Source organism: Ruegeria sp. HKCCE3926, assembly GCF_017872515.1.
In the GTDB taxonomy this organism is placed as follows: Bacteria; Pseudomonadota; Alphaproteobacteria; order Rhodobacterales; family Rhodobacteraceae; genus Ruegeria.
The window spans coordinates 136,970-156,707 of record NZ_JAEDOU010000004.1 but is presented as its reverse complement, the minus strand read 5'-3'; the positions used below and the strand labels follow the sequence as shown (position 1 = coordinate 156,707).

The window sequence follows — 19,738 nt, the reverse complement described above, 5'->3', positions numbered from 1 at the left end:
CTGGTGATGGCTGGCGCGGCCCTGTAGGGTCGCGCCATGTCCTTGCCGAATGTAACGTTCTCAGATGATCAGGCCGCCGCGTATGACAGCATCGCCGAGATGCTGCGGGCAGCAGGTGTTGATCTGGAAGATGATGCCCTTCTGAAACTGCCGGGCGCAGGAAAATCCGGTGTGATGGCCGTGATCGGCAAAGCCGGCTCGGGCAAAACACTGCTGTTGGTCGAGCTGTACAAGGCACTGGCAGAGACGGGTGTTCAGATCGTGTCCGGCGATTATGAAAGCCGCAAATCGAAAGACAAGCGCAGCCTTGCCATCCTGGCCCCGACGAACAAGGCTGCAAGCGTTCTGCGATTGCGCGGCGTGCCTGCGACCACGATTCACCGAATATTGTACACGCCGGTTTATGATCCGGAATACGAGCGTATTGCGGAATGGCTGGCCGGCAATGACGAACGCCCCGATATCGAAGGTTTGACGGATGAAGCCTTGGATCGCGCGGCTGCTTTCTATCAAAATAACAAATCGATCCCCGGGGCCCTGGCCGCCGCCGGTTTGCGAGGGTCGGATTTCATCACAGGGTGGAAGCGCCGTGACGAACCACTGGATATCGGGTTTGTCGATGAAGCGTCGATGCTGGATGACCGTCAGTTCGATGATCTCAAAGAGATTTTCCCGACCCTTCTGTTGTTCGGGGATCCGGCTCAGCTGGCACCGGTAAACCAGTCCGGCAGCATGGTTTTCGAGGCATTGCCCGAACCCAGGAAGCTGACACTCCAGCGGGTGCACCGCCAGGATGCGGACAATCCAATTCTGGATCTTGCGCATGCGCTGGCTGACCCGGCAATGGGCTTCGAGGATTTCGAGCGACTGATCGAAGAAACAGCCCGTAGGGATGACCGAGTTGTCTGGGGCCAGCGGGTTGAGGTCGATCTGATGGCCCGAAGCCCGGTTCTCGTCTGGCGCAACGCCACGCGCATTCGTTTGATACAGGCCTTCCGGCAAGTTCACGGCGCACCGGATACAGAATTGCTGGCAGGTGAACCGCTCATTTGTGATGGGATCGAATTGCCCCTGAAACATCGCAAGAAACGGCTGGACCTTGAGGCGCGTGGGCTGATCAAAGGAGCTCAGGTGGTATATCTGGGGCCGGGACGAAAGCCGGGGTTCTCGCGTCTTCACGTGGTGGGGGCCGAAGACCCTCAGGTCAGTGCCGCCTCGATCGTTCAGATTGAAAAACCGGACGAGGAAGAGCCTTTTATTCCCTACGCTGCCCGCATGGGGGCGACCTTTTTGCACGGAGCGGCCGTGACGATCCACAAGGCGCAGGGGTCACAATGGGATACGGTTCAGGTGTTCGCTCCAGACCTCTATGCCGCCGCTCGTATGGGCCGGACCGAGGCCGGACAGCCATTGTGGAAGCGTCTGGCATATGTCGCGATCACGCGCGCGCAAGAGCGGTTGATCTGGGTGGTGCGAAATCGCCTGTCAAAGCCCACGCACCCCCTGCGTGTGGATGACTTGAGGGCGATTCCGGCGGCGTCGCTGACATTGGAGGCGGAAGAGACATGAAATCCATCATCGTAACGGGTGCCAGTTCAGGTATTGGCCGGGCAACGGCCCTGCTGTTCTTGTCTCAAGGGTGGACGGTCGGGCTGTTGGCGCGCAGCAAAGACAAACTGGATGCTCTGGCAAAAGAGCATCAGGCAGCCATCGTCCTGCCTGCGGATGTGACCGACCCGAATGCGGTTGGACGGGCTTTTCGGTCTTTCACAGACCGCACCGGGCGGCTGGATGTTCTGTTCAACAACGCCGGAATCTTTGCGCCGGGCGGCACGATCGACGAGATCGCTCTGGACGATTGGTACCAAAGCGTCAACGTGAACCTGAACGGCATGTTCCTCTCTGCGCGTGAAGCTTTCAAAATCATGCGTCACCAAAATCCACAGGGCGGTCGGATCTTAAACAACGGCTCGATAGCGGCACATGTTCCGCGCCCGAATTCGGTACACTATTCGGCCACAAAGCACGCCATTACAGGGCTGACGCGCAGCCTTTCGCTGGATGGGCGTCGCTTTGGAATTGCCTGCGGGCAGATCGATATCGGAAATGCGCGCACGCAGATGGTTCAGGGCCTTGTGGACGCGGCGCAATCCGCGGGTGAGACACCAGACCCGACGATGGCCGTGGAAGACGCCGCGCGTTCGGTTCTGCATATGGCAAGCCTGCCGCCCGAGGCCAACGTGCAGTTCATGACCGTCATGGCCACGACCATGCCCTATATCGGCCGAGGATGACGGTTACTTTTCTCGCAACAGCCGGAAGGCTGTCGAGGCGCCCCAGCCTGCCGCGATCGCTATAACCAGCGACATCAGACCGTACCAGACGGGTTGCTGGCGGGACATATTGTACAAAAAACGCTCTAGGCCAACTTTCCGAACATCAATGATCGTTTCATATTGCGAGACGACCTCTCCGCCACGGGTCAGGAAAATCCGGGCGGTATAATCGCCTTCGGTCAGGTCGGCGGGCATATCGATCGAGGTGCGGAACAGGGTCTGTTCATCCACTGCCACGGTATTTTCGCGGATCGAATACAGGTGTTCGTGTTCTCGAATTCTTATTACGGCGTCTGCAAAATCCTGTGCGCCCCGGATATGCATCGCGGCACCGACCGAGCGGATCGCGCGTTCGATCGAAATCCGGTAGCGCAGGTCTTCGGTGTCGGACAGGATGTCGTCAAAGGGTCCGCTGGTTGCGACGGCGTAAAAGCTGGGTGCAAGATCGACAAGAACACTGTCGGTGTTCACCCAGATCCCAAGCTTGCGTTCCTTGCGTCGCACGGTGACAGGCTCGGACGGACCAGCAACCGCGACGATGACTTCGACCGGAGGGCCTGAAGGGATTGGGGTTTCCCGCTTGATTGCCCCAAATATCAGAAGTTCCGATCCGTCGAATGTCGCGGTGATGGCAACCCGGTCCTGGCTGAGACCAAGGACAACCTGCTCTTCCGCCGCCAAAGCGGGCATGCAGAACAAGCACAGGGCGGCAATAAACGAACGCAACATCCTCAGTGCCCTCCACCGCTGCCAAGCGAGTAGAGCTCGGCAGGTTCAATAAGCAGATCAAGTGCCAGCTTGCCACATACGGCCAGTACCAGAGCGGCAAGCAGCACGCGCAATTGTTCCGCCGGCATGCGGGCTCCGATCACGGTTCCGATCTGGGCGCCAATGACGCCGCCCACCAGCAACAAGACCGCCAGAACAACATCAACCGTATAGTTGGTGGTGGCGTGCAGCATCGTGGTGAAGGCTGTCACAAAGATGATCTGGAACAGCGACGTGCCGACCACGACCTTGGTCGGCATACCCAGCAAATAGATCATGGCAGGAACCATGATGAAGCCGCCGCCAACGCCCATGATCGCGGACAAAACCCCAACGCACAGACCGACCAAAGCTGGCGGGATGACCGAGATATACAGGCCCGAGGTGCGGAAACGCATTTTGAAGGGCATGGCATGGACCCAGCCCCGCTGCCGACGCTTGGCAGGGGCCGCGCCGCCTTTCTTGGCTTTACGCAGGGCCCTCAGGCTTTCGACAAACATCAGGCTGCCGATGACGCCAAGAAAAACAACGTAACAGAGTGTCACCAGCAGATCGACCTGACCCAGGCTTTTGAGATAGTTGAAGACAACCACGCCCAGAGCGGCCCCAACAAGCCCGCCAACCAGCAATACCGTTCCCATCTTGAGGTCCACGGTCTTTCGTCGGAAATGTGCCAGAACTCCGGAAAAGGATGATGCGACGATCTGATTGGCTTCGGTAGCAACAGCCACCGCCGGCGGAATACCGATGAAGAACAGCAGCGGGGTCATCAAAAAGCCGCCACCGACACCGAACATGCCGGACAGGATGCCGACCATACCGCCCAACCCCAACAAGAGGAAAGCGTTTACTGAGACTTCGGCGATGGGCAGGTAAATGTGCATGGTACCGTTACTTTGCGTATGGCCGTGGCTTGCCTGTTATGGGTTGAGATTTCAAGGGTGGTAATTGTCGTGTGCCGTGGGTCAAACAACATCAAACTCCCCCGGGTTCCGCCAAAGAAAAGATCTCTTCTGGCGGTAGAAAAAGGTCAAACCCGATTTTACCGGCGACGCCCATGACAAGAAGCGCCAAAAGGATACGCAATTGTTCGGCTTTCAGACGTGCACCAATCTGCGTTCCCAATTGCGCACCCAAAACACCGCCCAGCAACAGGAACAGGGCGAGGACAACATCGACACTGTAGTTGGTCGACGCATGTATCATCGTTGTGAACCCGGCAACGAAAATGATCTGGAACAGGGATGTCCCGATAACCACCTTTGTCGGGATGCCAAGGACATAGATCATTGCGGGAACCATGATGAACCCACCGCCGACTCCCATGATCGCCGACAGAACACCAACGCCGAAACCGACCAGCGCCGGAGGTATGACAGAGATGTAAAGTCCAGACGCCGGGAACCGCTTCTTGAACGGCAGGGCGTGAACCCAGGTTCGCTGACGTCGCTTGGGGGCAGGACCATTGCCTGACTGGCTGGCCTTTCGGATGGCCGCAAGGCTTTCGATAAACATCAGGGTTCCGATGGCGCCCAAAAACACGACATAGCAAAGCTGTACCGCCAGATCGACCTGCCCGAGATGCTTCAGGAAATTGAAAACCACCATTCCAAGGGCCGCACCAAGCAGCCCTCCGGCCAGCAGAACGCTTCCCATTTTCAGGTCCACGGTCTTGCGTCTGAGATGGGCCAGCAAGCCCGAAATAGACGAGGCAACAACCTGATTTGCTGATGTGGCCACAGCAATCGCCGGGGGTATGCCGATAATGAACAGCAACGGGGTGATCAAAAACCCGCCTCCAACCCCGAACATGCCGGACAGAATGCCGACAGCCCCGCCGATCCCCAAAAGCAGGAATGGGCTGACAGAAACTTCTGCTATGGGAAGGTATACGTGCATACCCTCTTAGAACGGTTGCGGCATGCAAAATCAACTCTGCATGCCGCTCCGCAGCGAACAGGACTGAAACTCAGTTCGGAACTGGCCTTATCAGCGCTCTTTGACGTAGGGTTCTCCGCCCGCCCGAGGTGGGATGGCTTTGCCGACGAACCCGGCAAGAATCACCACCGTCAGGATATAGGGCAGGGCGTCCATCACCTGCACGGGAATCACGACGCCACCCAGGTCGATATTTTGGAACCGCAGCGCGATCGCTTGCAGCAGACCGAACAGCAAGCAGGCCCACATGGCATGCCACGGGCGCCACTTGGCAAAGATCAGAGCGGCCAAGGCGATAAAGCCACGACCAGCGGTCATTTCCTTGACAAATCCTGCCTGCAAGGCCGTAGCCAGATAGGCGCCTGCAATACCGCAAAGCACACCACAGATGGCGACAGCGGCGAACCGCAGGCCAACAACCGAGACACCGGCGGTGTCCACTGCGGCAGGGTTCTCACCCACCGCCCGCAGGCGCAGACCGAACCGGGTGCGATACAGAATCCACCACGTGGCCGGAACCATCAGGAACGCGACATAAACCAGGATCGAGTGGCCCGAGAGCAATTCGGAATAGATGGGACCAATAATCGGCACACCGCTGAGGGACTCGGCGAATGGGAAGTTGATCGGTTCGAACCGGCCCCCGCCAAACAGGGAGGGTGTCCGCCCACCTTGCTTAAACCAGCTTTGCGCGACCAGGACAGTCAGGCCCGAGGCCAGAAAGTTGATGGCCACGCCCGATATCAATTGGTTGCCCCGAAATGTGATCGACGCCAGCCCGTGCAGGCCCGACAGCAACAATGAGGATGCGATACCGGCCAGCAGGCCCAGCCACACGGACCCTGTGACAGCTGCGATTGCAGCCGAAAAGAACGCTGACATCAACATTTTGCCTTCGAGACCGATGTCGAAAATCCCGGCCCGTTCCGAAAACAGACCGGCCAGACAGGCAAGCAGCAGTGGCGTGGACAGGCGAATGGTCGAATCCAGAACCTGAATGAGGGTTACGAAAAATTCCATCACTCAGCCCTCTTCCGCATACCCAGGAACAGCTTTTCAAGCGGCATGCGCACCATGTTGTCCAATGCGCCGGTGAACAGGATGACCAATGCCTGAATGACCACGATCAGTTCCCGCGGAATCGAAGCCCACAGCGCTAGCTCGGCGCCGCCCTGATACAGAAATCCGAACAAGAGCGCGGCCAGAAACACGCCGAACGGATGTGAACGCCCCATCAGAGCCACGGCGATGCCAATGAAGCCCGCGCCCTCGGTCGAGTTCATAACAAGTCGCTCGGCTTCGCCCATGACGTTATTGATGGCCATCAGCCCCGCCAGTCCGCCGGAAATCAGCATCGCGACAATCGTGATGCGCACAGGTGAAATACCGGCATAGACAGCGCCAGTCTCGGAATGGCCGTAAGCCCGGATTTCATAACCCAGACGCGTGCGCCAGATCAGTGCCCAGACAACGACGCAGGCAAGCAATGCGATGAAAAAGGTGATGTTCGCCGGGGCGCCGCGGAAAACAACGTTCTCTGCGGTCGAGAACATTTCCTGGAAAGAGGGCAGATGCACGCTTTCAGAGAACCGCGCGGTGGCCGGGTCCTGCGACCCTTGGGGGCGCATGACATTGACCAGCATGTAATTCAGGAAAGCAGCGGCGATGAAGTTGAACATGATCGTGGTGATCACGATATGGCTGCCGCGCTTTGCCTGAAGATAGGCCGGAATGGCTGCCCAGAGCGCGCCGAACAGCATCGATGCCGCACAGGCGGCAAGCAAGGCAATGCTCCAATGCGGCCAGTCGACATAAAGACAGACCATGGCCACGCCCAGCCCGCCCAGCATCGCCTGACCTTCGCCCCCGATGTTGAACATACGGGCATGGAAGGCGACGGCCACCGCAAGACCGGTAAACATGAAGTTTGTCGCGTAATATAGCGTATAGCCCCAACCATAGGTCGATCCCAGCGCACCAGTGACCATCAGTTTGACGGCTTCGACAGGGTTTTCGCCAATGGCGAGGATGACCAGCGCCGAAAGGATTGCGGCCAGTATCAGACTGATCAGCGGGATCAGAACGACATCGGCCCATTTAGGCATTTTTTCCATGTTACGCGGCCTCTCCCGCAACACCGGCCATCAGAAGGCCCAGTTCTTTTTCATCTGTCTCATGGGGCAGGCGTTCTCCCATGATATGTCCGTCAAACATCACCGCGATCCGGTCCGAGAGCGAGAAGATTTCTTCCAGTTCGACCGATACCAGCAGGATTGCCTTGCCCTGATCACGCAGCGCGACAATCTGTTTGTGAATGAACTCGATGGCGCCGATGTCCACGCCCCGCGTGGGTTGCCCGACCAGCAACAGGTCGGGGTTGCGTTCAATCTCGCGGGCGACAACGATTTTCTGCTGGTTGCCGCCCGAGAAACTCTTGGCTGCCAACCAGGGATTGGGCGGGCGGACGTCGAATTTCTCGATCTTGGCTTCGGTATCGGCGCGCAACGCCGCGTTGTCCATGAATATACCGCGTTTATAGGCCGGGTCGCGGTGATACCCGAAGGCCACGTTTTCCCAGGCGTGGAAGTCCATGATCAGGCCTTCGCGCTGCCGGTCTTCGGGCACGTGGGCAATGTGTTGCGCGCGGCGGGCCTGACCATCTGATCCGGCCCCACTCAGTGCCAGCGGTTCGCCGTTCAGCTTGATCGTGCCCTGTCCGGGGCGCATTCCACCAAGAACTTCCAGCAGTTCGGATTGACCATTGCCCGCCACGCCGGCGATGCCGACGATCTCACCTGCGCGCACGGTCAGGTCGATGTTTTTGACCCGTTCAACGCCCGCCGAATCAAAAACGCTGAGATTTTCGATCTCGAGAATGGGTTTGCCGGGCGTCGCGGGCACTTTGTCGACTTGCAGCAGAACCTTGCGGCCGACCATCAGTTCGGCCAACTCCTCGGGGCTGGTCTCGGATGTTTTGACCGTGGCCGTCATTTGCCCGCGCCGCATAACCGACACCGTGTCGGTGTTTTCCATGATCTCGCGCAGTTTGTGCGTGATCACGATGACTGTTTTGCCCTCGGACCGCAGTCGGTCGAGAATGCGGAACAGCTGATCGGCTTCGGCTGGGGTCAACACGCCGGTCGGCTCGTCCAGAATCAGAATTTCGGCCTTGCGGTACAGTGCCTTCAGGATCTCGACCCGCTGCTGCATCCCCACGCCGATCTCGTCGATGCGCTTGTCGGGATCGACGAACAGTTCGTATTCTTCCTCGAGCTCTTTCAGCTCTTTGCGGGCTTTTGCCAGTGATGGCGCCAGCAACCCGCCATCCTCGGCGCCCAGTACGATGTTTTCCAGAACTGTGAAATTTTCCACCAGCTTGAAATGCTGGAACACCATCCCGATGCCCGAGGCGATGGCCGCCTGGCTGTCCGGGATGTCGGTCTTTGTCCCATTGATCCAGATCTCACCTTTGTCGGCTTTGTAAAAGCCGAAGAGAATGCTCATCAACGTGGATTTGCCCGCGCCGTTTTCACCGATGATCCCATGGATCGTACCGGGTGCAACGCTGATCGAGATGTCTTTGTTGGCCTGAACTGGCCCAAAGGCCTTGGATATCCCTTTGAGCTCAATGGCTGGGACGGTCATGTCTTGCCCTCAACTGCCGAGAAACCCATCCAGCTGTCCGCTCGGATGGCGAAGTGGGTGGCGAGGCGGAAGGCACTCTCCCGCCCCGCGCGTAATCAGAACTGCAGTGCCGGGCAGCTGTCGTTCTCGTAATAGCTTACAACATTGATGTCGCCGTTGATGATCGCCTTGCGGGCTTCGTCGACGGCGTCGCTCATGCGAACCGAAACAAGCTCTTTGTTGTTTTCATCCATGGCAACGCCAACCCCATCTTCGGCCAGACCCATGGTGAAAACGCCGGTTTCGACGTTTTCGCCTGCTTTCATCGCTTCATAAACAGCGACGTCCACACGCTTCAGCATCGAAGTCAGCACTTTGCCTGGGTGCAGGTGATTCTGGTTGCTGTCCACACCAATCGACAGGATGTCTTCGTCAGCTGCAGTTTGCAGAACACCTACGCCGGTTCCGCCGGCAGCAGCGTAAATCACATCAGCGCCCTGGCTGATCTGTGCTTTTGTAAGCTCCGAACCTTTTACCGGATCGTTCCAGGCAGCAGGCGTTGTTCCTGTCATGTTGGCAACAACATTGATGTCTGGGTTCACGGCCTTCGCGCCCTGGGCATAGCCGCATCCGAAATGGCGAATCAACGGGATGTCCATGCCTCCGATGAAACCAACGGTGCCGGATTTCGACGCCATGGCGGCCATCATGCCGACGAGGTAGGACCCTTCGTGCTCGGCAAAGCCAATCTGGCGGATGTTTGGAGCGTCCAGCCAAGTCACGTCAACAGCGACGAATTTGGTGTCGGGGTAGTCACTTGCAACAGCGGCCAGGGCGTCAGCGATTCCGAACCCCATGGTGATGATCGGATTTGCACCGGATTCCGCAAAACGGCGCAGGGCCTGTTCGCGCTGCGGTTCTGCCTGAATTTCGATTTCCAGATACTTGCCGCCGGTTTCATTCGCCCAGCGCTGCGCGCCGTTATAGGCGGCCTCGTTGAAGGACTTGTCGAACTTGCCGCCCAAGTCAAAGATCACCGCCGGCTCGGCCAGAACCGCTCCGGCTGACATTGCGACCGCAGCGGCAGCACCCATCAAGGATTTCATCAGGGTCATTTCAGTCTCCCAATATTATTTTGTTGGCACAGGGTCAGATTAGCCCCGTTCACCCACTTTTAGCGAGCATAACTGTTGTGATGGCGGGTATTAAGGGGGTTTGCAACCACCATGGTCAAATGAATTCTGACCAAATGGTCTAAAAAACGGGCGATTGCCGTTGGGGCAGGCGGCATTCCATTACAAGTGCATCAATTTTTTGGCCCGTTTCGCGTGCATAGTACGCCTTGCGCAGCCCGCACTGCCGATATCCGCATCGATTGTACAGGGAGATGGCCGCAATGTTGTCGGCCGCGACATCCAGAAAGGCACGCGTTGCCAGCAAATCGATCGCCTGATCATGCCATTCCTGCATGAGTCGAAGTGCCAGGCCCTGCCTTTGAAACGAAGGGTGGGTCGCAATTGTCAGCAACTCGGCTTCGCCCGCAATCACCTGAAACAGTGCAAAGCACCGGGAATCTCCGACGGCATAAGTAAAGCGGTTTTTAAGAAGGGCGGCAAATTCGTCTTCTGTCCAGCCGCGCGATTGCGAAAACGCTGCGGCATGGGTCGATGCCATCTCGTGCGGTGTCATTCGTTCAGCAGGACAGGGGGTGTATCGCGGGACGGAGCCGCATCGGCGGGCCTTACGTACAAAGGTGCAGGCGGCAAGCTGGTGCGATCCCAGTGCCGTGCGGCCAGCCGGGCGATGGCTTGTGCCAGCAAGGCAGGGTCAGAGCAGGAATACAACGGCCCGCCAAGTTCCGCTTCGGCCCGAGGCAAGAGACACGGATCGGCACCGGGCATTTTCACATAAACCTGGTCGCGCGGGGCAGGGATCGCCGGTATCTGCCCGTCTTCCGCCAGCTCACGCAAGGCATCGAAGCCGGAAACTCCGACCGCAGGGATTTCAAGCCCAAGTGCAAGACCGCGCGCGGCCGAGACCGAAATACGGATGCCGGTGAAGTTACCGGGCCCTATCCCAACGCCGATCGCGTCCAAACTGGCCCAATCACATCCGGTTTCCGCCAGCACGCCTTCCAACAGCGGAAACAATCGTTCGGCTTGTCCGCGTGACATTGCTTCGGCACGAGACGTCACGATTTCGCCATCACGCAACAAAGCGGCCGCGCAATGCGCGGCCGATGTGTCAAACGCCAGAATCGTCGGGTTAGACGGCAACAGGGCGAACCTCGGTCACTTCCGGAATGTAATGGCGCAGAAGGTTTTCGATACCCATCTTCAGGGTCAATGTCGAAGACGGGCAACCCGCGCAGGCCCCCTGCATGTGCAGATAGACCACGCCGCGATCAAACCCGTGGAACGTGATATCACCCCCATCCTGAGCCACGGCAGGACGCACACGGCTGTCCAGCAAGTCCTTGATCTGGTTGACGATATCAGCGTCCTCACCAGAGTGCTCGGCATGGCCCGAGGCCCCGGCGGAATCTGCGCCCATAACAGGCTGGCCGGATTGATAATGCTCCATCACCGCGCCAAGAATGGCCGGTTTGATGTGGTCCCACTGTACGTCGTCCGATTTGGTAACGGTGACAAAATCGTTGCCAAAAAACACGCCAGTCACACCGTTGACCGCAAATATGCGTTTGGCCAGAGGCGATTTTTCGCCCGCTTCCGCAGTTGGGAAATCCGCTGTTCCAGCTTCCAGCACCGTTTGGCCGGGCAGGAATTTCAACGTGGCCGGATTGGGGGTGGATTCGGTCTGGATGAACATGAGGGCGCTCCGTCTGATGTGCTTCTGATATGCGCGCAGGCGCACGGGAAGTCAAGATTTGGAACGATTCTAAATTGCGGAAGAGTATTCTAATGCGTCATCCAGACGGTCATCGCCCCAGAACAACTCTTCCCCGGCCAGAAAACTTGGTGCACCAAACAGACCAAGCGCCTTGGCGCGGGCAGATTGTTCAAACAGGGCCTGTTTTATGTCCGTGTCCCCTGCGCGGTTCATCACGCTGCTGTGCACCCCTGCTTCGTCGAGGCAGGAAGCCAGAACGCTGTCCTCGGAGATATTCCGCCCGGCGCCGAATTCGGCGCTGAAGACGGCCCGAACAAACGCCGCCCGTTCCCGATGATCCTCGATGGCCAGAACCAGACGCGCTGCCCTGAGCGAATTCTGCGGAAAAGGATCGGGCTTTGCAAAAGGAAGCCCGCGCGCTTTGCACAGACGTTCCATATCGCGCCACATGTACCGGCCTTTGGCCGGATACAGGTTGAAAGGTGAGGTGCGCCATCCCTGTTCCGCGAAAATCGGACCCAACAGGAACGAGTGCCATTCAATGGCGACGCCTTTGTCTTGCGCGGCCGCTTCGATCCGCATCGCGCTGAGGTAGGAATAGGTCGAGGCGAATTCGAACCAGAACTGTATCGTCTTCGCCATCGCCGCTCCTCAGGTTATTTCTTCCAGTTTCTCTTTGCTCAGATTACCTGGAACGATCGTGATCGGAATCGGCAGGCTACCCGAGTTCTTTGTCAGTTGAGTCACCAACGGACCGGGACCTTTCTTGTCGGTCCCCGCCCCAAGAACAAGAACACCAATCTCGGGATCGGACTGAACATGTTCGATGATCTCTGGCACGGGATCGCCTTCGCGAATGGCCAGTTCAGGTTCCACGTTCTGTTTGTCCCGCATCCATTTGGCAAACACTTCGAAATGCGCGTGGATACGTTCGCGGGCTTCTTCACGCATGGTTTCGGCCACACCGATCCAGTGATTGAACTCGTCAGGCGGGATGACGGAAAGGACCGTCACACCACCTCCGGTATGGGCAGCCCGCATTGCGGCAAACCGCATCGCGTTCAGGCATTCGCGGCTGTCATCCAGAACGACTAGGAACTTACGCATGGGTATCCTCTTTAGGTTTCCGGGATCATGCCCGACCGATCGCGCGCTGGCAACTCGGGCAAGCCTGGGGCATTGCGCTAGCGTTCGCTTGCAGCCCAATCCCAATAGAGCGCGCGGGCACGGCGAGCAATAGGACCCACCTGAAATTGCGTATCCTCCAGCGCAGTTACCGGTGTGACCTTGCTCATGTTTCCGGACATGAAGACCTCGTCGGCCTCGTGGAAATCCTCGAAGCTCAGAACCGTTTCGTGGACCTTCACACCATCCGCGCGCAGGTTTTTGATATGCCGGGCCCGGGTAATGCCGGCCAAGAAGGTTCCGTTCGGGATCGGTGTAAAGACTTCGCCATCCTTCACCATAAAGATGTTGGCCGTCGCCGTTTCCGCTACATGCCCCATCGCATCGGCCACCAAAGCGTTGGAAAAGCCTTTCGAGCGTGCCTCTTGCAGCATGCGGGCGTTGTTGGGGTAAAGGCACCCCGCTTTGGCGTTTACGACCGCGCTTTCCAGAACCGGGCGGCGGAAGCGCGTGGTCGACAGAGTGACCGACGCGGTTTCGGGGGCCATTGGGATTTCTTCCAGGCAGATGGCAAAACCGGTGCTGTTTTCCTGCGGGACTATTGCCGTGCTGTCACCGTCGATTCCCCAGTACATGGGACGAATGTAAACGGCTGTGTCCGGGCTGTAGGCCTGCAACCCTTCGCGTACCAACTCGACCATCTGTTCGGTCGTCATGGTCGGCGTCAGCATCAAGGCTTCGGCTGACCGGTTCACCCGTGCGCAATGGGCCTCCAGATCCGGGGCCACCCCGTCAAAATACCGCGCGCCATCAAAGACCGAAGATCCCAGCCAGGCGCCATGATCCGCCGCGCGCATGATGGGTGCGTCCCCCTCATGCCATTGGCCTTGAAAATAGGTCCGGATGTTCGTGCCGGTTGCCATGACGCCCTCCTTTGATTCAGGCAAACCCTAGGAGGGCGTCAGGCGAAGGTCCAGTGCAATCAGCGTGATGCGGCGCCGACCATGCCAACGATTTCGTAGGTCTTTTGCAGGATCGGAGCAGCGATTTCACGTGCGCGCTCGGCACCGCGGGCGAGAATCCGGTCAATCTCGGCCTGATCCCCCATCAGACGTGACATTTCGGTCGAGATCGGAGCCAGTTTCGCCACTGCCAGATCGGCCAGCATCGGTTTGAACTCACCGAACTGCTTGCCGCCTACTTCGGACAGAACCTTTTCGATGGTTTGATCGTTCAGGGCCGCGTAAATATTGACCAGGTTACGCGCCTCGGGGCGGTCCTCGAGCCCTTCGGCTTCTGACGGCAGAGCATCGGGGTCGGTCTTGGCTTTGCGGATTTTCTTGGCAATCGCTTCGGCGTCATCCGTCAGGTTGATCCGGCTCATGTCAGAAGGGTCGGATTTCGACATCTTCTTGGATCCGTCCCTCAGGCTCATGACACGTGTGGCCGCACCTTCGATCACTGGCTCGGTGACGGGGAAGAAATCGACGCCGAAATCGTTGTTGAACTTGATGGCGATGTCGCGGGTCAGCTCAAGATGCTGTTTCTGGTCTTCGCCGACCGGTACGTGGGTTGCGTGGTAGATTAGAATGTCCGCAGCCATCAGAGCAGGATAGGCAAACAAGCCAAGCGAAGCGTTCTGCTGGTTCTTGCCGGCCTTGTCCTTCCATTGGGTCATGCGCTGCATCCAACCCATACGAGCAACACAGTTAAATATCCAAGCCAGTTGCGCGTGTTCCGGCACTTGGCTTTGATTAAACAAAATCGATTTTTCGGGGTTTAGTCCAGAAGCGATGTAACCGGCACAAAGCTCCCGCGTTGCATGCTGTAACTCGATTGGATCTTGCCAGACCGTGATTGCATGAAGATCGACCATGCAATAGATGGTTTCAAATTCCTCGCTTTGCATTCTCACCCAGTTCCGAAGCGCACCGAGATAATTGCCGAGGTGCAGGTTACCCGAAGGCTGTGCGCCGGAAAACACGCGGGGCGTGAACTGGGTCTCGGTCATCAAAGGGAACTCCTGTCTGGAAAAATCAGCCTCCGTCGCTTACCCATGAGGCAAAGGGACGTCAACAGCCGCGAAAGGCCATCCCAATGAGCAGTGAGCATTACACACCCGCCGTTAACCCGTTGCCGCCCGTTGTGGTGGCGCTGGTTCTGTTCATCATCGGCGTCGAACTGGCCTTCACGCTGGGATCGCGCGGTTTGATCGGAGGACCGGCGGCCGTGGGTTGGCGTCTGGACGCGATACAGCACTATGCCTTCTCGGCGGATATTTTCGATTGGATGGTGCTGAACGGGCGTTGGCCGTTCGAACATCTGGTCCGGTTCGTGACCTATCCCTTTGTATCCGCCAACTTTACGCAGGCGATTTTTGTCTGTGTCTTCGTTCTGGCGATGGGAAAAATGGTTGGTGAGGTTTTCGGTGGTGTCCCCATGCTGCTGATCTTCGTCGTATCGGGGATTGGCGGCGCGTTGAGTTATGCCGTTTTGCTGGACCCGCGCTATCCCCTGATCGGAGGGTTTCCACCTGTTTATGGCCTGATCGGAGCATTCACGTGGTTGTTGTGGCGCAAACTGTCGCTTGTGGGGGCAAATCAGGCGAGGGCGTTTCAGCTGATCGCCGTTCTGATGGGCATTCAGTTCCTGTTTGGTCTGATCTTCGGCGGAAACGCGGAATGGGTCGCCGATCTGGGCGGGTTTGCCACCGGCTTTGGCATGTCATTTCTGGTGGCGCCGGGGGCCTGGGCCCGGATCGTCGGGCGCATCCGCCGCGATTGATCAGGCCCGGCGCAAGGCGCGTTTGAACTCTGACAATTTGAACGCTCCCAGGACATGACCAAGACAGAAATACGAGACGGCGGCGACCACGATCAGGACCAAAAGCGCAAGATAGCGCCAGCCGGGAACGTCCAGCGTCCAACCCAAGAAGTGGATCAACGCAAACAAAACCGCGCCCATGCCGACCGAGGCCAGAACGATCCGTCCCGCACGTGCCCTGAAACGGTCATCGAAACGCGCTTCTTCGCCCATGCGACGTGCCCCGATCGCCAGAAGAACAACCATGGCCCAGCCGGCAGTTGACGCGGCAATCGCAGGGGCGATCCAACCCACCAGCGGAAATAGGCCAAACGCCAAGGCCGCGTTCACGACCATTGCGACCACCGCATAACGGAACGGGGAACGCGTATCCTCGCGCGCGAAGAAAAGGGGTTGCAGCAATTTTTGCAGCATGAATGCAGGCAGACCGATGCCATAAATCGCGACCGCCAGCGCTGTCGCAGCGGTATCCTCGGGACTGAACTGTCCCCGTTCGAACAGCACCGAAACCAGCGGGTTCGGGATGATCAGGAACGCCACGGTCGAGGGCAACGTCAACAGCAGCATGAATTCCCCGGCGCGGGAAAACGCGTTGCGGGCCCCTTCCTTGTCGTCGGCGCGCAGGCGGCGGGACAGGTCGGGCAGCAGGACAATGCCAATGGCGATTCCGACGACGCCCAAAGGCAGTTGGTACAGGCGATCCGCGGCAAACAGCCAACTCACGGCCTTTTCGGTCTTTGATGCCACCAGTTGTCCGACCACCAGGTTGACCTGCGTGACCCCCATGGCCAAGGCGGCGGGAACCGCGATGCGGACCATCCGGCGCATCTCGGGCGTCAGGTGGGGCAGGCCGGGGCGGATGCGGATACCGGCACGCTCGGTCGCCACCCAGACCAGCACCAGTTGTGCGACGCCGGCGACCGGAATGACCGAGATCAGCCATCGTATCACCTCACCGCCAGAGATGGCCCCGGCGATCAGCGCAGTGCAGGCAAAGATGTTCAGCAAAACTGGTGCCGCTGCGGCCGCTGCGAACCTGCCGGTGGCGTTCAATACCCCCGAAAACAACGCCGCCAAGGACATGAAAAGGATATACGGGAACACGACATAGCCATAGTCCACGGCCAGCTCGAAACGTTCATCCCCATGGAACCCTTCGGCCGTCAGCCATACCAGACCCGGCATGAAAACCATGGCCAGCCCGACCAGCGCCAGAACGGCCACGGCCAACAGGTTGAACGCATCCTGCGCGAACCCCTGGGGGTTCTCGTCCGCCTCCAGCCGTTTCGAGAACATGGGCACAAAAGCCGCGTTAAACGCACCTTCGGCGAAAAAGCGGCGGAACATGTTCGGCAGGCGAAAGGCCGCGACGAAAGCATCCATCACCGGCCCGGGGCCGATGAAGGCGGTCAGCAGAATTTCCCGCAGGAACCCCAGTATTCGACTGGCCAGCGTCCAGAAGCCGACCGTGAACAGGCCTGAAAACAAACGGATTTGCTTCATGAGGCCGCACGCTCGGCGCCTTCGGTGATCGCCTTGCGCAGCTTGGCCTCAAGCCCACGTTGCTTGCTTTCCGAATGATATTTCAAGCCGAACATATCCTTGACGTAAAACGTATCGACCACCTGTTCGCCATAGGTCGCGATCACGGCATTGGCGATGTAGACATTCGCTGCGGCGAGGGTCCGGGTCAGATCAAACAGCAGACCCGGACGGTCGCGGGTGTCCACTTCGATGATCGTGTATATTTCAGAGCCGTCATTGTCGAAGGTGATATGCGTTGGAACGTTGAAGGCACGCTCGCGTTTCTTGATCTTGTCGCGTGATTTCAACGCCTCCTTCGCAACCACTTCGCCGCGCAGCGTCTTGTGGATCATCTGCGTAAGACGTGGCAGGCGTGAGGATTCAAACGGGTGCCCTTCGGCGTCCTGAATCCAGAATGCATCGGTGACATAGCCGTCTTTGGTCGTATAGCTGCGCGCATCCACGACATTCGCGCCGACCAGGGCCAGCGCGCCGGCAATGCGGGCAAAGATACCGGGGTGGTCGCCCATTGCAAAACAGGCTCGGGTTGCGTCGCGATCCTCGTCCGGTTGCAGGCGGATCTCCATCGCGCCGGGGTCGCCGCTTTGTTCCAGCGCACGCAGCATGTTCGCAAACTCGACATGTGTGGCCAGATTGAGACCCTGCCAATACGGGTCATAGTGGCGCCCCGTCTCGGATTTGAGATCGGCCTTGGACCAGGCCGCCAGTTCGGTGCGCAGGGCCTTTTTTGCCTCGGCGCCGCGATTGGCGCGGTTGAGGTCCTCCATCCCGGTCTCCAGCGCGCGCTTGGTTTCGGCGTGAAGGGCACGCAAAAGCGTGGCTTTCCAGTTGTTCCAGGTGTTCGGCCCCACGCCGCGAATGTCGCAGACGGTCAGAACGGTCAACAGATCCAGCCGTTTGACGGTTTGAACTGCCTTGGCGAAATCGCGCACTGTGCGGGGGTCTGAAATGTCACGTTTCTGTGCCATGTCGGACATGAGCAGGTGATAACGCACCAGCCATTCGACCGTTTCCGAATCTGCTTTGTTCAGGCCCAGTCTTGGTGCCACCTTGCGCGCGATCTGTGCTCCAAGAATCGAGTGATCCTCGGGTCGCCCCTTCGCGATATCATGCAGCAACAGGGCGACATACAGCACCTTGCGGTTGACCCCACCTTTCAGAATCGAAGAGGCAAGAGGCAGCGATTCAATCAACTCTCCGCGTTCGATCTGGGCCAGGTTCACGATGCACTGGATGGTATGCTCGTCCACCGTATAGCTGTGGTACATGTTAAACTGCATCATTGCCACGATGGGCTCGAACTCGGGCAGGAAGGCTGACAGCACACCCAGTTCGTTCATCCGCCGCAAGGCTCGCTCTGGGTTGCCGTGTTTCAGCATCAGGTCCAGAAAGATGCGCCGCGCCTCTTTGTCATTGCGCATTTCGTCGTCGATCAGATGCAGATTTGCCGCCACCAGACGCATGGCATCCGGATGGATCAGCATTCCTGTTCGCAAGCCTTCTTCGAACAGGCGCAGAAGGTTTACCTTGTCGGACAGAAATTTGTCAGGGTCCGCTACGTCCAGACGACCGTGAACAACCCGGTATCCCGCTTTGATCCGCCGGCGTCTGCGGAAAATGCGCTCCAGCAATGGTGCGCCTTTCACGTGCAGCGCCTCAAGCTTCGTCAGAAAAATCCGCGTCAACTCGCCCACACGCGTGGCTTCGCGGAAATAGCGTTGCATGAACACCTCGACCGCCCGGCGACCGGCGTGATCCTCATAGCCCATGCGCGCGGCGACCTCGACCTGCATGTCAAAGGTCAGTTGCTCGGTGGCGCGACCCGTCACCAGATGCAAATGCGAACGAACGGCCCAAAGAAATTCTTCGGCCTGAACGAAGGTCTTGAACTCTTCCGGGGTGAACAGACCCAAAGGCACAAGTTCGGCCACGTCCTGAACGCCATAGATGTACTTTGCGATCCAGTAGAGGGATTGGAGGTCGCGCAACCCCCCTTTGCCCTCTTTCACGTTGGGCTCGACCTTGTAGCGTTCTCCCTGTTTCAGGTGCCGCTCATCTCGTTCGTTCAGTTTGGCTTCGATGAACTCCCGCTCGGTTCCTTTGAACAGCTCGGTTTTCAGGCGCCGTTCAAGCTCGTCGGCCAGCGCCTTGTCACCCGCCAGATAACGTTGTTCAAGCATTGCTGTGCGGATCGTGAAATCCTCGGTGCCCAGCCGAAGGCAGTCTTTGATCGTGCGCGAGGAATGCCCGACCTTAAGCCTGAGATCCCAAAGGATATAAAGCATCGATTCGATGACGCTTTCGGCCCAGGCCGTGATTTTATAGGGGGTCAGAAACAGCAGATCGACATCCGAAGAGGGCGCCATTTCACCGCGCCCGTATCCGCCAACGGCCAGTACGGCGATCTTTTCACCTTGTGTTGGCGTCGCAAGCGGATGCAGGCGCGTGCTGGAGACCAGCATCGCGGTTCCGACCAGCTGGTCCGTCAGGTAAGTATAGGAGCGGGTCAGCGCGCGCGCGTCGAACGGACGCTCGCTGAAGGCATCGGCGATGGCTTTGCGACCCGCTTTCTGAGCGTCGCGCAGAATGCGCACTGTTTCAGAGCGCATTTTGCTGTTGTCAGAGCTGGTCTCGAACACCTCGGCCAGCGCATCATTGACGCTGACGCTGTCAAAGATGTTTTCGGCAGGGCAAATTAGCGCGCCATCCGGCGCCATGGTCTCGCCCGA

19 protein-coding genes are annotated in these 19,738 nt (G+C 58.4%); 3 read left to right on the top strand and 16 right to left on the bottom strand.

Annotation, left to right across the window (positions count from 1 at the left end; translation table 11 throughout):
* The first annotated feature begins 36 nt into the window (after nucleotides 1–36).
* Nucleotides 37–1,569 (top strand): AAA family ATPase, encoded by a 1,533-nt coding sequence (locus I9184_RS12530; RefSeq protein ID WP_209834652.1) that lies wholly within the window; start codon nucleotides 37–39, stop codon nucleotides 1,567–1,569.
* Nucleotides 1,566–2,294, top strand: coding sequence for an SDR family oxidoreductase (locus tag I9184_RS12525; RefSeq protein ID WP_171724259.1), 729 nt, complete (start codon nucleotides 1,566–1,568; stop codon nucleotides 2,292–2,294). The genes I9184_RS12530 and I9184_RS12525 overlap by 4 nt, the downstream gene beginning before the upstream one ends.
* Nucleotides 2,295–2,297: 3 nt before the next feature.
* Here the strand turns inward: I9184_RS12525 and I9184_RS12520 are convergent, their stop codons facing one another.
* The 14 genes from I9184_RS12520 to trpS form a co-directional block, all read right to left on the bottom strand.
* A complete protein-coding gene (locus I9184_RS12520; protein ID WP_171634903.1) occupies nucleotides 2,298–3,065 on the bottom strand; it encodes a TIGR02186 family protein in 768 nt (255 codons plus the stop codon).
* Between the two features lie 2 nt (nucleotides 3,066–3,067).
* Nucleotides 3,068–3,988 carry a sulfite exporter TauE/SafE family protein gene (locus I9184_RS12515; RefSeq protein WP_171634900.1) on the bottom strand — a complete coding sequence of 307 codons (921 nt, stop codon included), beginning with the start codon at nucleotides 3,986–3,988 and terminating at the stop codon, nucleotides 3,068–3,070.
* Nucleotides 3,989–4,079: 91 nt separating this feature from the next.
* On the bottom strand, nucleotides 4,080–5,003 hold the full coding sequence (locus tag I9184_RS12510) for a sulfite exporter TauE/SafE family protein (RefSeq protein ID WP_209834650.1): 924 nt from the start codon (nucleotides 5,001–5,003) through the stop codon (nucleotides 4,080–4,082).
* A gap of 90 nt (nucleotides 5,004–5,093) precedes the next feature.
* Nucleotides 5,094–6,062: an ABC transporter permease gene (locus I9184_RS12505; RefSeq protein ID WP_209834648.1), complete on the bottom strand. Its 969-nt coding sequence runs from the start codon at nucleotides 6,060–6,062 to the stop codon at nucleotides 5,094–5,096.
* Nucleotides 6,062–7,156 (bottom strand): ABC transporter permease, encoded by a 1,095-nt coding sequence (locus I9184_RS12500; protein WP_171634892.1) that lies wholly within the window; start codon nucleotides 7,154–7,156, stop codon nucleotides 6,062–6,064. The genes I9184_RS12505 and I9184_RS12500 overlap by 1 nt, the downstream gene beginning before the upstream one ends.
* 1 nt (nucleotide 7,157) lies before the next feature.
* The gene (locus I9184_RS12495; protein ID WP_171634889.1) at nucleotides 7,158–8,687 is read right to left on the bottom strand and encodes an ABC transporter ATP-binding protein; all 1,530 of its coding nucleotides are present in this window, start codon (nucleotides 8,685–8,687) and stop codon (nucleotides 7,158–7,160) included.
* A gap of 95 nt (nucleotides 8,688–8,782) precedes the next feature.
* Nucleotides 8,783–9,781 (bottom strand): BMP family ABC transporter substrate-binding protein, encoded by a 999-nt coding sequence (locus tag I9184_RS12490; protein ID WP_171634886.1) that lies wholly within the window; start codon nucleotides 9,779–9,781, stop codon nucleotides 8,783–8,785.
* Nucleotides 9,782–9,920: 139 nt separating this feature from the next.
* Nucleotides 9,921–10,355 carry an N-acetyltransferase gene (locus tag I9184_RS12485; protein ID WP_209834646.1) on the bottom strand — a complete coding sequence of 145 codons (435 nt, stop codon included), beginning with the start codon at nucleotides 10,353–10,355 and terminating at the stop codon, nucleotides 9,921–9,923.
* Nucleotides 10,352–10,942, bottom strand: a complete 591-nt coding sequence (gene tsaB, locus I9184_RS12480) for a tRNA (adenosine(37)-N6)-threonylcarbamoyltransferase complex dimerization subunit type 1 TsaB (RefSeq protein WP_171634882.1) — start codon at nucleotides 10,940–10,942, stop codon at nucleotides 10,352–10,354. The genes I9184_RS12485 and tsaB overlap by 4 nt, the downstream gene beginning before the upstream one ends.
* Nucleotides 10,932–11,495 (bottom strand): NifU family protein, encoded by a 564-nt coding sequence (locus I9184_RS12475; RefSeq protein WP_152456863.1) that lies wholly within the window; start codon nucleotides 11,493–11,495, stop codon nucleotides 10,932–10,934. The genes tsaB and I9184_RS12475 overlap by 11 nt, the downstream gene beginning before the upstream one ends.
* A gap of 69 nt (nucleotides 11,496–11,564) precedes the next feature.
* Nucleotides 11,565–12,158: a 2-hydroxychromene-2-carboxylate isomerase gene (locus I9184_RS12470; RefSeq protein WP_209834644.1), complete on the bottom strand. Its 594-nt coding sequence runs from the start codon at nucleotides 12,156–12,158 to the stop codon at nucleotides 11,565–11,567.
* Nucleotides 12,159–12,167: 9 nt separating this feature from the next.
* On the bottom strand, nucleotides 12,168–12,623 hold the full coding sequence (locus tag I9184_RS12465) for a universal stress protein (RefSeq protein WP_171634880.1): 456 nt from the start codon (nucleotides 12,621–12,623) through the stop codon (nucleotides 12,168–12,170).
* 77 nt (nucleotides 12,624–12,700) lie between these two features.
* A complete protein-coding gene (locus I9184_RS12460) occupies nucleotides 12,701–13,564 on the bottom strand; it encodes a branched-chain amino acid aminotransferase (protein ID WP_209834642.1) in 864 nt (287 codons plus the stop codon).
* 59 nt (nucleotides 13,565–13,623) lie between these two features.
* Nucleotides 13,624–14,652 carry a tryptophan--tRNA ligase gene (trpS, locus tag I9184_RS12455; protein ID WP_209834640.1) on the bottom strand — a complete coding sequence of 343 codons (1,029 nt, stop codon included), beginning with the start codon at nucleotides 14,650–14,652 and terminating at the stop codon, nucleotides 13,624–13,626.
* Between the two features lie 86 nt (nucleotides 14,653–14,738).
* Here trpS and I9184_RS12450 point away from each other — a divergent pair, with 86 nt between their 5' ends.
* On the top strand, nucleotides 14,739–15,425 hold the full coding sequence (locus tag I9184_RS12450; RefSeq protein WP_171171106.1) for a rhomboid family intramembrane serine protease: 687 nt from the start codon (nucleotides 14,739–14,741) through the stop codon (nucleotides 15,423–15,425).
* Here the strand turns inward: I9184_RS12450 and murJ are convergent, their stop codons facing one another.
* Both murJ and I9184_RS12440 read right to left on the bottom strand, forming a co-directional pair.
* Nucleotides 15,426–16,967 (bottom strand): murein biosynthesis integral membrane protein MurJ, encoded by a 1,542-nt coding sequence (murJ, locus tag I9184_RS12445; protein WP_209834639.1) that lies wholly within the window; start codon nucleotides 16,965–16,967, stop codon nucleotides 15,426–15,428. It lies immediately after the preceding gene.
* Nucleotides 16,964–19,726 (bottom strand): [protein-PII] uridylyltransferase, encoded by a 2,763-nt coding sequence (locus tag I9184_RS12440; protein ID WP_209834815.1) that lies wholly within the window; start codon nucleotides 19,724–19,726, stop codon nucleotides 16,964–16,966. The genes murJ and I9184_RS12440 overlap by 4 nt, the downstream gene beginning before the upstream one ends.
* Nucleotides 19,727–19,738: the final 12 nt, after the last annotated feature.

Excerpts from the sequence above, each read along its gene's own strand:
- I9184_RS12450 (WP_171171106.1), top strand. The coding sequence starts at position 14,739 with ATGAGCAGTGAGCATTACACACCCGCCGTTAACCCGTTGCCGCCCGTT.
- I9184_RS12490 (WP_171634886.1), bottom strand. The coding sequence starts at position 9,781 with ATGACCCTGATGAAATCCTTGATGGGTGCTGCCGCTGCGGTCGCAATG.
- I9184_RS12530 (WP_209834652.1), top strand. The coding sequence starts at position 37 with ATGTCCTTGCCGAATGTAACGTTCTCAGATGATCAGGCCGCCGCGTAT.
- I9184_RS12520 (WP_171634903.1), bottom strand. The coding sequence starts at position 3,065 with ATGTTGCGTTCGTTTATTGCCGCCCTGTGCTTGTTCTGCATGCCCGCT.
- I9184_RS12515 (WP_171634900.1), bottom strand. The coding sequence starts at position 3,988 with ATGCACATTTACCTGCCCATCGCCGAAGTCTCAGTAAACGCTTTCCTC.
- trpS (WP_209834640.1), bottom strand. The coding sequence starts at position 14,652 with ATGACCGAGACCCAGTTCACGCCCCGCGTGTTTTCCGGCGCACAGCCT.
- I9184_RS12495 (WP_171634889.1), bottom strand. The coding sequence starts at position 8,687 with ATGACCGTCCCAGCCATTGAGCTCAAAGGGATATCCAAGGCCTTTGGG.
- I9184_RS12525 (WP_171724259.1), top strand. The coding sequence starts at position 1,566 with ATGAAATCCATCATCGTAACGGGTGCCAGTTCAGGTATTGGCCGGGCA.
- murJ (WP_209834639.1), bottom strand. The coding sequence starts at position 16,967 with ATGAAGCAAATCCGTTTGTTTTCAGGCCTGTTCACGGTCGGCTTCTGG.
- I9184_RS12500 (WP_171634892.1), bottom strand. The coding sequence starts at position 7,156 with ATGGAAAAAATGCCTAAATGGGCCGATGTCGTTCTGATCCCGCTGATC.
- I9184_RS12460 (WP_209834642.1), bottom strand. The coding sequence starts at position 13,564 with ATGGCAACCGGCACGAACATCCGGACCTATTTTCAAGGCCAATGGCAT.
- I9184_RS12470 (WP_209834644.1), bottom strand. The coding sequence starts at position 12,158 with ATGGCGAAGACGATACAGTTCTGGTTCGAATTCGCCTCGACCTATTCC.
- I9184_RS12505 (WP_209834648.1), bottom strand. The coding sequence starts at position 6,062 with ATGGAATTTTTCGTAACCCTCATTCAGGTTCTGGATTCGACCATTCGC.
- I9184_RS12485 (WP_209834646.1), bottom strand. The coding sequence starts at position 10,355 with ATGACACCGCACGAGATGGCATCGACCCATGCCGCAGCGTTTTCGCAA.
- I9184_RS12475 (WP_152456863.1), bottom strand. The coding sequence starts at position 11,495 with ATGTTCATCCAGACCGAATCCACCCCCAATCCGGCCACGTTGAAATTC.
- I9184_RS12510 (WP_209834650.1), bottom strand. The coding sequence starts at position 5,003 with ATGCACGTATACCTTCCCATAGCAGAAGTTTCTGTCAGCCCATTCCTG.
- I9184_RS12465 (WP_171634880.1), bottom strand. The coding sequence starts at position 12,623 with ATGCGTAAGTTCCTAGTCGTTCTGGATGACAGCCGCGAATGCCTGAAC.
- I9184_RS12440 (WP_209834815.1), bottom strand. The coding sequence starts at position 19,726 with ATGGCGCCGGATGGCGCGCTAATTTGCCCTGCCGAAAACATCTTTGAC.